This is a genomic window from Halonatronum saccharophilum DSM 13868 (genome assembly GCF_000517025.1).
Taxonomy (GTDB): domain Bacteria; phylum Bacillota; class Halanaerobiia; order Halobacteroidales; family Halobacteroidaceae; genus Halonatronum; species Halonatronum saccharophilum.
In genome coordinates this window covers 139,672-155,815 of the sequence record NZ_KI912092.1, presented here as the reverse complement: position 1 = coordinate 155,815, position 16,144 = coordinate 139,672, and the positions used below count along the sequence as shown (strand labels likewise).

The window sequence follows — 16,144 nt, the reverse complement described above, 5'->3', positions numbered from 1 at the left end:
AGACTTCTTTGGGGATACTAAAGAATAGTAGGAACCTATTTACTTTACAGATCTTGCGATTAGAAGATCTTGTATTATAGTCATATTTCTAGTTGAAAAATTAAACAACTTATCTTGATAGGATACAGAAAAATTTTCTTTAGATGTTTCAAATATATTGTTTGATAATTCTTTAGCTATTATCCTTAGTCTATCTTTTGTTGTTCCTGTTTTATTAGCCTGATAGATTCGAAGAAATTTATTGGTTCTTTTGTTTAATAAGTCTAATAACTCTTCCTTATTATTACCTTCAGATAAACATTCTAATCTAGATGCAAGAGAAATGGATAAGTTTTCAAATACATTATTTTTAACTTGGGATTTTATACTTATATCATTTAATTCTCTTATAATAGTGAAATTAAATAAGTAAAGAGCCGATAACCATAACATTATATCCAGTTTTCTACTCTTCTCAACAACCAAATTCTTAAACAGAACTTTTTCTTCCTCAACTAATAGTTTTAATAAGTCCTTTGATATTATATTACTCTGTTTTTTCTTTTGAAAGAATATTTTCTTTATAACAGGAAACGCCAATCGTCTCACTCCTTCTTCTAGTGTCAATTATTTATTGATAAGTCAATCCAATACAAATTGACTTATAATTACATTATACTTAATAACAGTATAACATATGAAGGATTAAGTGTAAATATTTAGAGTTTAATTTCCGATTTAATTCTCTAATTATTCATTTAAATCTAAAATTTTGATCTTCACCTTATTCTTAGACTTAACCTTATTACAGTTATTACAGAAGAAGGAGATACTTCCACACCCTTTAACTATTTCTAACTGCTCATTACAATTATCACAATAGTTCTTAATCTCCTTAATTGAATAGTCGCTATACTCATTGCATGATTTACAGAAAAATATTTTTTTCCCTTCTTTAAACTTTGTTTTCATTATATTATTACACTTTTCACAAATTGGCTTCTTCATTTATATTCCTCCTTGAGTATTGGAATAAAGAATCTAGAATCAGCAACAAGATTATTTTGCTAATTTCCAAACCTTGACTCCCGATAAATAGCTTTATTAACTTGCTTGTAATTAGTAATTATTATTGATATAATAAAGAAGTATTATCTTTATTTTATCCTAAAAATGAAGGAGTATCAAAGTATAAATTAATGATATATAATATTTAAGAAGAGACTAGGATTAATTTAATAAAATAAATTGAGGTGATGACCATGGCAAAGGATAAGATTATAATTAAGGGAGCAAATGAACATAACCTGAAAAATATAGATGTGGATATACCTAGGGATAAGTTTGTAGTAATTACTGGTCTTAGTGGATCTGGTAAGTCATCTTTAGCTTTTGATACAATCTATGCTGAGGGCCAACGACGTTATGTAGAATCATTATCGGCTTATGCTAGGCAGTTTTTAGGTCAGATGGAGAAGCCCAAGGTAGAGTATATAGAGGGCTTATCTCCATCCATATCTATTGATCAGAAGACAACTAGCCGCAATCCACGATCTACTGTAGGAACAGTAACTGAGATACATGATTATTTGAGGTTGTTGTATGCTAGAATAGGAGTTCCTCACTGTCCAAAGTGTGGAGAGATGATATCATCTCAAACTGTACAAGAGATTGCAGATAAGGTGATGGAGTTAGAAGAGAGGACAAAGTTTCAAGTTTTATCTCCTATTGTTAAAGGGAGAAAGGGAGAGCATAAAGAACTTTTGGCTAGGGTAAAAAGAGATGGCTTTGTGAGAGTCAGAGTTAATGGAGAAGTAAGAGATTTAAGCGAGAATATAGATCTAGATAAGAATAAGAAGCATTCTATAGAGGTAGTTGTAGATAGATTGATTATGAAAAAGGGGATAGAGTCTAGATTAGTAGACTCTTTAGAGACAGCTTTAGAGTTAGGCGATGGTCTAGTAATTGTAAGCCAAATTGATGGTGAGGAGTTCTTATTTAGTGAAAAATTTGCTTGTCCAGATTGTGGGATCAGTTTAGAGGAATTATCTCCCAGGATGTTTTCTTTTAATAGTCCTTATGGTGCTTGTTCTACTTGTGATGGGTTAGGGAATAAGAGGGAGTTCGATCCAGATTTGATCTTAGATTATGATAAGTCTTTGGCTAGAGGAGGAATAATTCCTTGGCAAGGTTCTTCTAGTACTTATTATCCCCAGATTATTAAAGCAATGGCTGATAAGTATGACCAAGAATACGAAGCTCCACTTAAGGAGTTAGATGATGACTTTATAAATATACTCCTTTATGGTGATAGAGATGAGGTTCAATTTGAATATACCAATAGGCGAGGTAGAACAAGAGTCCATTATGTGATTTTTGAGGGGCTGATAAGCTTATTTAATCGTAGGGTCAGGGAGAGTAAGTCAGAGAGTGCTAGAAAGCGTTTGGAAAATTATATGAGTATTCGCCCTTGTCCTGTCTGTGAAGGCAAGAGACTAAAGGCAGAGTCATTGGCTGTTAAAGTTGGAGAAAGGTCAATAGCTGATATAAATTTATTATCTATCGAGGATGCTCAGAAATTTTTCTTAGATTTAAAACTATCAGGTCAAGAGGAGATAATAGGACGTGAGATATTAAAGGAAATTAGAGCCAGGTTAGGATTCTTAGTAGATGTAGGCTTGGGTTATTTATCTTTGGCTAGAAATGCAGGTACTTTATCAGGAGGAGAGGCCCAAAGAATTAGATTAGCAACTCAGATAGGTTCCCGTTTAGTAGGTGTTATCTATATCCTTGATGAACCAAGTATCGGTTTACATCAAAGGGATAATGAAAGGCTGATTAAGACCTTAGAGCATCTGCGTGATGTAGGAAATACTGTCTTAGTAGTTGAGCATGATGAAGAGACGATTAGAAGATCTGATCAGATAATTGATATTGGCCCAGGTGCCGGTCGTCATGGTGGAAAGGTTATCGCTCAAGGAAGTGCTTTAGAGATAGCTAAGGTTGAGGAATCTATAACAGGAAAGTATCTATCAGGTGAGAGGAAGATAGAGGTGCCTGAGGATAGATTAGAGGGTGAAGGAGCTTACCTGAGAGTTCTTGGGGCCAAAGAATATAACCTCAAAGAGATAGATGTGGAGATTCCTTTAGGTACCTTTACCTGTGTAACTGGAGTTTCAGGATCTGGTAAGAGTACCTTAGTCAATAAGATTCTAAAAAGGACCTTGATGAAGGAGTTTTATAACTCCAAGTTAAGACCAGGTAAGCATAAGAAGATTGAGGGTATTGAAAATTTAGATAAGGTTATTGATATTGACCAATCACCTATTGGAAGGACTCCCCGTTCCAATCCAGCAACCTATACTAAGGTCTTTGATTATATTAGAGATGTATTTACTAAGACTCAGTTGGCCCAAGAGCGAGGTTATAAGAAAGGTCGCTTCAGCTTTAATGTTAAGGGGGGACGTTGTGAAGCTTGTAAGGGTGATGGTATAATTAAGATAGAGATGCACTTCTTAGCCGATGTCTATGTTCCTTGTGAGGTATGTGATGGAAAACGTTATAACCGTGAAACCTTAGATGTTAAGTATAAAGGCAAGACTATAGCTGATGTCTTGGGTATGACTGTAGAGGAGGCATTAGAATTCTTTGAGAATATCCCGACTATTAAGAGAAGGTTACAGACCTTGTATGATGTAGGTTTAAGTTATATTAGATTGGGCCAACCATCTACTACCTTATCAGGAGGAGAGGCCCAAAGGGTCAAGCTGGCCACAGAGTTGAGCAAGAGAAGTACCGGTAATACTATCTATATCTTGGACGAGCCAACGACAGGACTTCATTTTGAGGATGTTAATAAGCTACTTCAAGTATTGCAGAGATTAAAAGAAGGCGGAAATACCATCTTAGTTATCGAACATAACCTAGATGTGATCAAATCTGCTGATTATCTAATTGATTTAGGGCCCGAAGGCGGTGTTAATGGTGGAGAGGTAATAGCCACCGGAACCCCAGAGGAAGTAGCAGAGGTTGAGAAATCCCATACAGGGAGATTTCTTAAGGAGATATTATAAATTATTAAGAGCAAAGAACTTAAAGATATTTTTACCACTAATGAACACAAATAATCACAAATAAAAGATAAAAAAATAAAGCTCATACTAGTAAATTTAAAATTTTCAATAATTTCATAATTTGATTATTTTATTTAAACAAATATTAAAGTCATTTTAATCTTTTGAACTTATATTAGTGCAATTCTTGTTAATTAGTGGTTCCAAAAGGTTTTATCTTTAGACTTGGAGGTTTGTATCTATGAAGCTAAGGGAGAAAGCAAGGAAGCTACCTAAGGAGCCGGGGGTTTATTTGATGCAGGATGCTAGGGGGAGGATTATCTATGTTGGTAAGGCTAAGTCCTTGCGTAATAGAGTCTCCTCCTACTTTCAAAGTGATAAGAACCTCCGCTTTAAGACTAAAATTTTAGTTGATAATATTGTAGATTTTGAATATATTATAACAGATACAGAGGTTGAAGCCCTTATCTTAGAGAATAATCTAATTAAGAAGCACCATCCTAAGTACAACATTCAACTTAAGGATGATAAAACTTACCCTTATATTAAGGTAACCCTAGAAGAGACTTATCCTAGGATCTTTAAGACAAGGATAGTTAAAAAGGATGGTTCGCGTTATTTTGGCCCTTATACCGATGCTAAGGCTGTTAATGATATCTTGGAATTAATACAGAATCTATTCTCTTTAAGAACCTGCAAGCGAGAGTTAGGGGAGAAGAAGGAGAGTAGGGCTTGTTTAAACTATCATATCGAGAAATGTGTTGGCCCGTGTATTAACAAAATAAGTGTCGAAGAATATAATATCTTAATAGATAAGGGAATATCTATCTTAGAAGGAAAAGAGAATAAATTGATTAAAGGTCTAGAAGAAGAGATGGGCCAAGCATCTAAGGAATTAAATTTTGAGCAAGCAGCAAAGTTAAGGGATCAGATTCGGGCCATTGACAAGATAACCCAAAAGCAGAAGGTAGTATCAGATAAGCTGATAGATCAAGATATCATTGCCCTTGCCAAAGAAGATGATGATATCTGTGTCCAGCTTCTAATAGTAAGGAGTGGTCGATTGATTGGAAAAGAGGACTTTATCTTTAATAAAGTCGAGGATAGAAATGAAACTTTGGCAGCCTTTTTAAAGCAGTATTATAATAATGTCTATTATATTCCTGAAGAGATCATCATAGAATCTGAGATAGAAGATTTGAAGTTGATTGAAGGGTGGTTAAGTAGCAAGCGTGGGACTAAGGTTGATTTACAGGTGCCAAAACAAGGTAAGAAGAAGGAACTTATTCAGATGGCTTATAGAAATGCTAGATATAACTTAAAAGAATATAGATTTAAGAAGAAGTTTAAATCTATTAATGTTGCTAAAGGAGTTGCTCAGTTACAGGAGCACTTGGGATTAGAGGAGCTTCCTTATAGGATTGAAGGATTCGATATCTCTCATGTTCAAGGAACTGATACAGTAGCATCTTTGGTGGTCTTTGAGAATGGTAAGCCTAAAAAGAGTGATTATCGTCGCTTTAAGATTAAGACTGTAGAAGGGGTAAATGACTTTGCTTCTATGGAAGAGGTTGTTTATCGAAGGTATTCAGGCCTTCTTAAGCGGGGTGAAGATTTTCCAGATTTGATCTTAATAGATGGTGGAAAGGGCCAACTAAGCTCAGCTGTTCAGATACTTAATGAATTGGGGAGAGGAAACGAGCAGATAATTGGCCTTGCTAAAAGGGAAGAGGAAGTATTCTTACCTGGGCAAAGTGAACCGATTATATTACCTAGAGATTCTCAAGCCCTTTATTTGATCCAAAGGGTTAGAGATGAAGCCCACCGTTTTGCAGTAAGTTACCATAGAAAGTTAAGGTCAAGGCGCTTAACCCATTCTATGCTAGACGAGATACCTAGAATTGCTAAGAAGAGAAGGAATGCTTTATTGAAACATTTTGGATCTTTAGATAAGATTAAAAGAGCATCTGAAGAAGAGTTGGCCCAGGTTGAAGGGATCAGCTATAAGTTGGCTGGAGAGATTAGAGATTACTTAGATGAACATCTTAAAGTTTAGGAGCCTGGAATCAGGAAATGCTGAGAGCTAAAAAACGTAATCCTAAATACTTAAAGCAGACAAAGGCGAGACTAAATCTTTGACTAAAGTCTGGTGAGATTTTTAGTAAATTTATTTTTTAATCTATTGTCCTGCCTTGTCAGATTTTAGTCAGTGTAAAGCTTTTTTGTTTATATGAACTTAGGTTTTTGAATTTACTGATTTCTGATTCCAATTTTAAAGAGCAAGGAGGGGGTAAAATGAGATATATTACTAGATTATTAATTACCATGTTGGCTTTGGTTTTAACAGCTCAGATAGTTCCAGGGATTCAAATTACTACCCTAGGGGCTGGGTTATGGGCGGCTTTTATTTTAGGTTTGGTTAATACTTTGATTAAGCCAATCTTAACAATATTCACTCTGCCTTTTACTATATTGACCTTTGGACTGTTCTTATTTGTAATTAATGGATTAATGTTATTGTTTACTGCAGTTTTAGTTAATAACTTTTATGTGTCAGGGTTATTTGCAGCTACTTTTGCCTCAATAATTTTAAGTGTTATAAGTAGCTTTATGTATGAGCTTATAGATAATTAAGGAGTCTTTTCTGATTACATTACCTCCACATATTACAATTAAAGTTCATATAAGACGAAAATTTGCTCTGATAAAGTTGCAATTTGTTCATTTTGTGTTATAATAAGACCAGTATTTGAAAATAATACTGGTCTTATTATGTAAAGATAAAAGTTGATTATTAATATCTATATTAGTTTATAATAAAACATACACTTATTCTAAAAAGAGATTAAAAATTATGTTAAAAAGATCATAATTAAAAGACTATTATATTAGTAGTGAGGTGAACTGTTTTGCTAAAAGATTTCTTTGGGAAATCTAAATATGTTACTGTTGAGCGGAAGAGTCGATCAAGAAGAGATAAAGACAGAATAAAATCTAATAAAGAAGAAAATAAAAGAGAGATGCCAGATGATCTATGGACCAAATGTAAAAGGTGTAAGGAAATCATATTTAATAAGAAGTTAAGTGAACATTTAAAGGTATGTCCAAGCTGTGGGCATCATTTTAGGTTAACTGCTACAGAGAGAATATCTTTATTAGTTGATGATCAATGGTTTGAGGAGTATGATGAAGAGTTAGAAGCAGATAATCCACTTGATTTTCCTAAATATGATTCTAAGATAAATAAATATCAGAAGAAAACAGGGCTAAAAGATGCTGTCGTTACAGGAATTGCTAAAATATCTGGTCATAAGGTCTCTTTAGCAGCCTTAGATTCAAGGTTTTTAATGGGAAGTATGAACTCAGTAGTAGGTGAAAAACTTACTTTAGCTATTGAAAGAGCTATTGAAAAGCAACTACCTTTGATTATCGTAGCTGGTGGAGGTGGTGGTGCTCGTATGTATGAAGGGATGTTCTCCTTGATGCAAATGGCTAAGACAAGTGCAGCTTTAAAGAGGTTAGATAAAGCAGGTGGATTATTTATCTCCATACTAACAGATCCAACCTATGGTGGAATCTCTGCTAGTTTTGCTTCTTTAGGTGATATTAATATTGCTGAGCCAGGGGCCAAGATCGGTTTTGCCGGGCCAAGGGTAATTAAGCAGACTATCAATCGTGACCTACCTGAAGGTTTTCAAACAGCTGAATTTTTATTAGAACATGGAATGATTGATAAAGTAGTAAAGAGATCAGATTTAAAGAATGTTTTAGCTAAAATATTATCTATTCATGATTTGAGAGGTGAAGATAATGGCGAGTAATTATTTAGACTTTGAAAAACCTCTTGTAGAACTAGAAGCAAAGATTCAAGAGTTGCGTAATTTTATGGAGATGAAGGATATAGATTTGACTGATGAGATTGAGCGTTTAAAGAGTAGGACTACTACATTGAGAGAAGAAATCTTCTCTCAATTAGAACCATGGCAAGTGCTTCAAATAGCAAGGCATCCCGAGCGACCAGTGACCTTAGACTATATTAATTTAATTTGTGATGATTTTATCGAACTTCATGGTGATCGTCAATTTGGAGATGATAAGGCTTTAATTGGTGGGATTGGAACTATAGGTAGAATGCCAGTGACAATTATTGGGCACCAAAAAGGGAAGACGACCAAAGATAATATAGAGAGAAACTTTGGAATGGCTCATCCTGAAGGTTATAGAAAAGCTTTGCGTTTGATGAAACAAGCAGAGAAATTTAATCGTCCAATAGTAGCTCTTATTAATACTCCAGGAGCTTACCCTGGTCTAGGAGCCGAAGAGAGGGGTCAAGCTGAAGCTATTGCTAAGAATATGATGGAGATGGCAGGCATTGATGTTCCTATTATCGTGGTTATCCTTGGAGAGGGAGGTAGCGGTGGAGCATTAGGAATTGGAGTAGGTGATAAGGTAATGATGCTAGAGTACACTTATTACTCAGTATGTTCTCCAGAGGCTTGTGCTGCTATATTGTGGAAGGATGCTAAGGAAGCTAAAGCTGCTGCTAAAGCTTTAAAGATAACAGCCAATGATCTCTTAGAGCTTGGTATTATTGATACTATAGTGTCAGAACCTCCAGGAGGTGCGCATAAAGATTACAATCTTAGTGCACAATTATTAAAAGAAGAGATTATGAAAGAAATAGAGTTTTTACAAACCTTATCTAAAGAAGAATTACTAGATAATAGATATAATAAATTTAGAAAAATGGGGCAGGTTAAAGAAAAGGTTGGAGAGATAGTAGAAAAATAAGCTGCCATCTAAGAATTCATCAAGGAGGAAATTACTATGAAAAAGATAGCTGTCTTGACTAGTGGTGGAGATTCACCAGGTATGAATGCTGCTGTTAGAGCAGTAGTTAGAAAAGCCATCTATGAAGGTGTAGAGGTTATAGGTGTAAATAGAGGTTATGCTGGGTTAATTGAAGGTGACTTTATTACATTGGGTGCAAGTGCTGTAAGTGATATTATTAATCGCGGAGGAACCTTCTTAAGATCTGCTCGCTGTGAAGAGTTTAGAACTAAAGAAGGCCGCCAAAAAGCAGCAGATCAGCTAAGAAAAGAAGGCGCTGAAGGGCTAGTTGTAATTGGTGGAGATGGATCCTTTACAGGAGCTATGTTATTGACTAATGAAACTGGAATTAAAACTATAGGTGTCCCTGGTACAATCGATAATGATATTGCTTGTACAGACGATTCTATTGGTTATGATACTGCTATGAATACAATTATTGATGCCATTACTAAGATACGTGATACTGCAAGTTCTCATGAAAGAGCTTTTGTAATTGAAGCTATGGGGCGTCATGCTGGTTTCTTAACCTTGGCTGCAGGATTAGCAGGAGGTGCAGAATCTATACTAGTACCTGAAATTAAGTTTAATATTGATGAAGTTTGTGACAAGGTACAAAAAGGTTATGAAAAGGGTAAAATTCATAGCATTATTTTGGTAGCTGAAGGTGTTGAATTTGAAGGTAATGAGTTTGAGACAAATAGAGATGTTAATGAAAGTAATGCTTTCACTATAGGAAGGATTATCAATGAGAGAACTGGTTTTGATACTAGAGTTTCAATTTTAGGTCATATCCAACGTGGTGGATCTCCAACTGGGCGTGATAGATTATTAGCTAGTAGACTAGGTGCTGCAGCTGTTGATGCTATGCTAGCGGGTGAAACCAATAAGATGGTTGGTTTAATACATAATAAAATTGAAGTATCAGATATTAAGGATGCTATTGAAGGTAAGAAAGAATTTGATAAGGACTTATATGAACTAGCTAACATTTTATCAATTTAAATATATATAATCATTGAGGAGGAAATATTAATGAGAAGAACTAAGATTGTATGTACAATAGGACCTGCAAGTGAAAGTGAGGAGATGCTAGCAAATCTAATGGATGCTGGGATGAATGTAGCTCGCCTTAACTTCTCTCATGGTGATCATCAAGAGCATGGAACTAGAATTGAAAGAATCAGAAGATTATCTAAGGAGAAAGGAAAGCCAGTAGCTGTTCTTTTAGATACTAAAGGTCCAGAGATTAGAACTGGTATGTTAGAAAATGATGAAAAGGTAGTTTTAGAAGATGGACAAGAATTCACTTTAACTACAGAAGAGATTCAAGGAAACTCTACTAGAACTTCAGTAAGCTATAAGGACTTACCAAAGGATATGAATCCAGGAGATACAATCTTAATTGATGATGGATTAATTGGATTAGAAGTTAAGAGCATTAATGGTAGCGAGGTTGTTTGTAATGTTGTTAATGGAGGTAAGTTAGGTTCTAGAAAAGGTGTTAACTTACCAGGTGTATCTGTTAATCTACCAGCAATTACTGATAAAGATATTTCTGATATCAAATTTGGTATTGAGCAGGGTGTAGATTTTATTGCTGCTTCTTTTGTTCGTAAAGCTGATGATGTACTAGCTATTAGAGAGATTTTAGAAGAAGCTAATGCTGATATTCATATTATACCTAAGATTGAAAATCAAGAAGGTGTAGAGAATATAGATGAGATTATTGAAGTGGCTGATGGATTGATGGTAGCTCGTGGAGATTTAGGTGTAGAGATACCACCAGAAAAGGTACCTGCTGCCCAAAAAATGATGATTCAAAAGTGTAATAGGGTTGGAAAACCAGTTATTACAGCAACTCAAATGTTAGATTCTATGCAGGATAACCCACGTCCAACTAGAGCAGAAGCTAGTGACGTTGCTAATGCTATCTACGATGGTACAGATGCTACTATGCTTTCTGGTGAAACAGCAGCTGGAGACTATCCGGTTGAGTCCGTTGAGACTATGGCTAGAATTGCTATCGAGACTGAAAAAAGCTTAGAGTATAAGAAGTTAATGGATAGAGATACTTTAGCTGCAACTGATACTGTAACTGATTCTATCAGTTATGCTACTTGCAAGAGTGCTTATGAATTAAATGCTGCCGCTATAATTACTTCTACTCAATCTGGTTATACTGCTAAGATGGTATCAAAATATAGACCTAACACTCCCGTTGTTGCTGTAACTTCTAGTCAGAGAGTATTTAATAAGCTGATCTTAACTTGGGGTGTCAATCCAATTCTAGCAGAAATTAGTGAATCTGTTGATGGAATGATTGAAGATTCTATTAATGCTGTAGTAAATGCAGATTATGCTAGCAAAGGTGATCTAGTTGTTATTACTGCTGGAACTCCTGTTAAAGAGTCTGGTACTACTAACCTGTTAAAAGTAGATATTGTTGAGTAAGTAATATCTAAATAAAAGAAGAAGGCTATGGCTTCCTTTAGGAAGCCATAGCCTTCTTCTTTTATTTAGGGTTATAGTTTATAGTGAGAAAATAAAAAGAATGAAATTAAAGGATAATGATTATCAATATCGAACAAACGACTATAAAGTAGAAGGTGAAGAGAATTATACATTGTCTTATAGTTGGACTTAATTTCTAGTAAGTTGCAATGATAGAAGGAAGAGGTGTTAATTATGAAAAATTTTGATCATGCTAAGATGCTAAAGGAGTTTAAGGAGTTTTCTAAGGGGATATCTGGAATAGATGATTTAACTCCTAAGGAGATTAAGCATAGAAAGGATATAGTTGATTTTGGAATAGAGGATGTAGGTTTACTAAAAGAGATGAAAGGATTTTTTCATAGTATTGCTGATGATTTAGTAGATAGGTTTTATGAGCATATCTATAGATTTAAGCCTATGAAGATGATCATTGATGCACATAGTAATATTAGTTCTTTGACTGGTGTGCAGAAGAAGTACTTTTTAGATTTGGTTGGTGGAGTCGATGGTGGTTATGGTGTTGAGTACTTTAAAGAAAGGTTTAAGATTGAAAAAGTTCATAATAGGATTAACCTAGGACCAAAGTATTATATCCGAAGTTATGCCACCTATTATAGTGAGGTTATTTCTAGGATAAGTCAATATTTCACAGAGGATAAAAAGAAGGCATCAGCAACTATAATGGCTTTTTTGAAGATTACTAATATTGATATCCAGATAGCAATGGAGACATATATTGCTGAATTTATGGAGCTAGATAGTACTGTAGGAACATTAAGCTCATCAAGTGATAATATAACTGATGTATCAAGGAATTTAGCTAGTTCTACTGAAGAGTTGAGTAATGCTTCTACTGAGTTGACTAATAATGTAATGGATATATCAGAAAGAAGCCAATAACAAGCAATTCATGCTCAAGATGCAAGTGATGAGATTAAAAATTTGGCCCAAATGTCAAAATAAACATCTGAAAAGATAGAAGAAGCTATAAGGACTATAGAGAAGATTGCTAGTCAAACAAACCTACTATCTTTAAATGCTTCTATAGAAACAACAAGGGCTGGGGATCATGCTAGAGGTTTTGCAGTTGTAGCTCAGGAGATTAAGAACTTGGCTGATGAATCTTCTTCAGCAGTTGAGAGAATTGGGGAAATGGTAAAAGAGGTGCAAAATAATACTATAAGTAGTGCTCAAAGGACTGTAGAATTGATCGAAAATATTTCAGCAGCATTAGAGGACAATCCTGCTACTCAAGAGGCTAGTGCTTTTACTCAAGAGCAATCTGCAACTATTCATCAAATAGCAGAGTCTGCAAAGTTATTAGTAAAGACTTCAGATGATATGTAAGATCTAGTAGATAAATTAAAAGAAAAAATGTAGTAAAAAGCAACTATCGAATTCCGGTAGTTGCTTTTTTATGATATAAAGTCAACAATTATATATTATTTTGCAGGAAAATACATTAATTTGTTGAATAATATTAATTAGAACTTTAAGTTGTTTCAATATAGAATATTTTATAATTAGGCAGCTAAAATCAAGGGGGGATTTAATGCAGAGTACAGCTGTTTTAAAACATGAAATCAAAGTTAATAAGGTTTTAAATTTGTTTTTAGCAGGAATAAATCTATTCTTCTTTTTATTCTTTTACTTTATTACCGAATTGGGATTTGCTACTAGTTCCATAATGTTAGTAAGTTCTATATTCTTCTTTTTAATAAGGTTTTTATCAGGAAGGAAATATTTTTATTTAAGCAAGTATCTTTATACTATAGGATTTTCTTTTTTAATGGCTTTTTTAATGGCTTTTTTAGGTGAATATAATCAAGGGGTTCCCTTTGCTTTATTTATGGGATTAATTGTCGCTACAATATATTACAGTGCTAGATTAACCCTAATATATTCTATATCTTCAATAGCCTTTAATTTAATCGGTTATCAGCTTTTTACAGGAGATTATACAGCAAATTATAATGGTATGCTTTTAACTACTGTATTGGCAACTTTTATGTTTTCATCGTTCATTGCTTATTTAATGGCTAAGGGAGCAAATGAGTTAATTACCTCAGCTGAGAGAAGTGAGATTGAAGTGAAGAAGTCAGAGTATAACTTAAAAAAAGTTCTTAGTGAAGTAAGAGGGGTTACTGCTGAATTATCAGCTTATAGTGAAGAGTTGTCGGCATCTGCCCAGGAAGGAAATGCAACGATAGAGGAGAGTAATTCTTTGATTGAGGATATGTCGGCAGGGATTCAGCAGATATCGGCAAGCTCTGAAGAGGTTGCCTCCTTCTCCCAAGAGGCTAATTCTCAGGTAGATCAAGGTAGTGAGAATATTAGGGAAACTATTGATAGTATTGAAGCTATTAACAGTGCTGTTAAAGAGACAGTAGAAGTAATTCAAAAGCTAGATAGTAATTCAAAAGAAATTGGAACCATTGTTGAATTAATTACCAATATAGCTGAGCAAACCAATTTATTGGCCTTGAATGCAGCAATTGAGGCAGCTAGAGCTGGTGAGCATGGTAGGGGTTTTGCTGTTGTCGCTGATGAGATTAGGGAGTTGGCTGAAGAAACTGCTAAGGCAACAGATCAGATTGGTAACTTGGTAAGAGAGACTCAAAACAGATCAGAAAAGGGGATCAGATCAGTAAAGAAAGCAGAAGAAAGAGCAAAAGAAGGTAAGGAGGTTGTTAGAAAAACCGGTCAGGTATTTAAAGAGATTCAAGAGTCTATCGAAGAGACTTCAGCTCAAATTGAGCAGACTTCTATGGCTTCTAATCAATTGGCTATAGATAGTGATGAAGTAGCTAGTGCTTCTAAAGATATTAAAGGGATGTCTGATGAGATAAGTAGTTCATCTCAAGAGTTAGCAGGTTTGGCACAAAAATTACAAAAGATAGTTAATGAGTTTAAATTATAATAAATAAAAAAGATGGGCTTGAGGATCTTTTAAAAGATTTTCAAGCCCATCTTTTTCATTGAAAATACAATAAAGCACAGGGAATGATAAAATATCAAATGAAGGATTATATTATTTTTTGTCGAAATAATATAATATAGTTTTATTTTTAATTATGGTATATGGAGGGTGGGGTGTTATGAATATAAAAGATATGAGTATAAAAGTTAAGACTGTTTTTTTGGTTGGTGGAAGTGTATTAGTTTCATTATTGATGCTCTTTGGTGTTATTTGGTACCAATTTAACGTATTGGAAGAAAAAAGTGTTGAGGATATAAGAGGGGTATTAACAGAAAATGACAAATTGAGAGTAGAGCACCTTACGATAACAATGGCAAATGCTATAGGGGATTTATATCAAAAAAAGCAAGGGGATTTATCAGAAAAAGATTTACAGGAATATATTATAAGTATAAACAATAATGCTTGGTTTGATGAAGATGGATATTTCTTCATATATAACCTTGATGGAGATACCATTGCATTACCTCCACAACCAGAGATTCAGGGCCAAAATCGTTGGGATCTACAGGATCCAGAAGGTAAATATATTATAAGAGAGTTTACAAAGACTATTGAAGAAGAGGGACAAGGGTTTGTAGATTATGGATACTTAAACCCGGAGATTGGAGAAGTGGAAACTAAATTTAGTTATGTAAAAGAAATACCAGGGACGGATTGGTATATAGGTACAGGAAGTTACTATACTTTTATAGAATCAAATGTAGGTTCTGCTAGTGAGGGTATGATTTCAAATCAAAGAAGGATCTTAAGAGCTATTTTTATAACTTTTGTTATAGTAATTGTTATTACAAGTTTATTAGTTTTGAAATTTTCTGACTATTTAACCAAAGAGCTTAAAAGGATATTAAAAGGAGTCAATAGTTTAGCTAGTGGTGATTTGAGTAAGAAATTAAAGGTTAAGAGTAGAGATGAATTGGGTCAATTTGCTATTAATTTTAATAAGGCCATTGACAATCAAAGAAATATAATTAAAAACCTTAATAATAATATAGAGAATTTATCAGCTTATAGTGAAGAATTATCTGCATCAGCAGAGGAAGGAAATGCAACTATAGAGGAGAGTAATGCTTTGATTGAGAATATGTCAGCAGGGATTGAGCAGATATCGGCAAGTTCCCAGGAGGTAGCCTCCTTTTCTCAAGAGGCCAATTCTCAAGTCGATTTAGGAAGTCAGAATATTAGAGAAACTATTAGTAGTATTGAGGTTATTAATGAGTCAGTTAAGGAGACGGTAGAAGTTATTAATGATTTAGATAGTAGCTCAAAGGAGATTGGTAAGATAGTCGAATTGATTACCAGCATAGCAGAGCAGACTAATTTGCTAGCTTTAAATGCAGCAATAGAAGCAGCAAGGGCTGGAGAGCATGGTAAAGGATTTGCAGTAGTAGCTGATGAGATTAGAGAATTAGCAGAAGAGACAGCAAAGGCAACTGATGAAATCGGCAATTTAGTAAGTGAGACACAGAAAAATTCTGCCAAGGGTATCGAATCGGTGAGAAAGGCTGAGGATAGAGCAGTAGAGGGTAAGGAGATAGCACAAAGAACTGGAGAGGTCTTTGAAGAAATTCAAGAGTCTATAGAAGAGACTTCAGCTCAAATTGAGCAGACTGCTAGAGCTTCTAATGATTTGGCCCAAAGTAGTGATAGAGTGGCAAGTTCTTCACAGGATATTAAAGGTATGTCTGATGAGATAAGTAAATCATCACAAGAGCTAGCAACTATGGCGCAAAAGCTGCAAGATTTGGTAAAAGAGTTCAAGTTATAAAGTTTTAGCATAAGTAAA

Annotated in this window: 12 protein-coding genes and 1 pseudogene; 11 read left to right on the top strand and 2 right to left on the bottom strand. The window is 34.5% G+C overall.

The genetic code is table 11. The features are described from left to right. Window positions 1–39: 39 nt before the first annotated feature. Complete coding sequence (locus HALSAC_RS0102790; RefSeq protein WP_027338988.1) at window positions 40–579, bottom strand: hypothetical protein; 540 nt, start codon at window positions 577–579, stop codon at window positions 40–42. A 150-nt stretch (window positions 580–729) separates the two neighbouring features. Then, window positions 730–987: a YfgJ family double zinc ribbon protein gene (locus HALSAC_RS0102785; protein WP_027338987.1), complete on the bottom strand. Its 258-nt coding sequence runs from the start codon at window positions 985–987 to the stop codon at window positions 730–732. A 254-nt stretch (window positions 988–1,241) separates the two neighbouring features. On the opposite strand from HALSAC_RS0102785, the gene uvrA reads away from it, so the two are divergent. From uvrA to HALSAC_RS0102730, 11 genes and pseudogenes are all read left to right on the top strand, one after another. After that, window positions 1,242–4,052 carry an excinuclease ABC subunit UvrA gene (gene uvrA / locus HALSAC_RS0102780; RefSeq protein WP_027338986.1) on the top strand — a complete coding sequence of 937 codons (2,811 nt, stop codon included), beginning with the start codon at window positions 1,242–1,244 and terminating at the stop codon, window positions 4,050–4,052. A gap of 241 nt (window positions 4,053–4,293) precedes the next feature. Then, the gene (gene uvrC / locus HALSAC_RS0102775; protein ID WP_027338985.1) at window positions 4,294–6,108 is read left to right on the top strand and encodes an excinuclease ABC subunit UvrC; all 1,815 of its coding nucleotides are present in this window, start codon (window positions 4,294–4,296) and stop codon (window positions 6,106–6,108) included. A 239-nt stretch (window positions 6,109–6,347) separates the two neighbouring features. Continuing rightward, a complete protein-coding gene (locus HALSAC_RS0102770) occupies window positions 6,348–6,686 on the top strand; it encodes a phage holin family protein (RefSeq protein ID WP_027338984.1) in 339 nt (112 codons plus the stop codon). Window positions 6,687–6,961: 275 nt separating this feature from the next. Further along, window positions 6,962–7,873, top strand: a complete 912-nt coding sequence (gene accD, locus HALSAC_RS0102765) for an acetyl-CoA carboxylase, carboxyltransferase subunit beta (RefSeq protein ID WP_027338983.1) — start codon at window positions 6,962–6,964, stop codon at window positions 7,871–7,873. Continuing rightward, on the top strand, window positions 7,863–8,843 hold the full coding sequence (locus HALSAC_RS0102760) for an acetyl-CoA carboxylase carboxyltransferase subunit alpha (protein ID WP_027338982.1): 981 nt from the start codon (window positions 7,863–7,865) through the stop codon (window positions 8,841–8,843). The genes accD and HALSAC_RS0102760 overlap by 11 nt, the downstream gene beginning before the upstream one ends. Before the next feature lie 36 nt (window positions 8,844–8,879). Then, window positions 8,880–9,887 (top strand): 6-phosphofructokinase, encoded by a 1,008-nt coding sequence (gene pfkA, locus HALSAC_RS0102755; RefSeq protein WP_027338981.1) that lies wholly within the window; start codon window positions 8,880–8,882, stop codon window positions 9,885–9,887. Between the two features lie 30 nt (window positions 9,888–9,917). After that, window positions 9,918–11,330: pseudogene (gene pyk, locus HALSAC_RS0102750) on the top strand (pyruvate kinase); the annotation flags it as partial. A 240-nt stretch (window positions 11,331–11,570) separates the two neighbouring features. Further along, on the top strand, window positions 11,571–12,278 hold the full coding sequence (locus HALSAC_RS0102745) for a protoglobin domain-containing protein (RefSeq protein ID WP_027338979.1): 708 nt from the start codon (window positions 11,571–11,573) through the stop codon (window positions 12,276–12,278). A gap of 75 nt (window positions 12,279–12,353) precedes the next feature. Then, window positions 12,354–12,725: a methyl-accepting chemotaxis protein gene (locus tag HALSAC_RS16770; protein ID WP_084804294.1), complete on the top strand. Its 372-nt coding sequence runs from the start codon at window positions 12,354–12,356 to the stop codon at window positions 12,723–12,725. A 205-nt stretch (window positions 12,726–12,930) separates the two neighbouring features. Further along, the gene (locus HALSAC_RS16275; protein WP_051412046.1) at window positions 12,931–14,298 is read left to right on the top strand and encodes a methyl-accepting chemotaxis protein; all 1,368 of its coding nucleotides are present in this window, start codon (window positions 12,931–12,933) and stop codon (window positions 14,296–14,298) included. Window positions 14,299–14,476: 178 nt separating this feature from the next. Next, window positions 14,477–16,126, top strand: a complete 1,650-nt coding sequence (locus HALSAC_RS0102730) for a methyl-accepting chemotaxis protein (protein WP_035571181.1) — start codon at window positions 14,477–14,479, stop codon at window positions 16,124–16,126. Window positions 16,127–16,144: the final 18 nt, after the last annotated feature.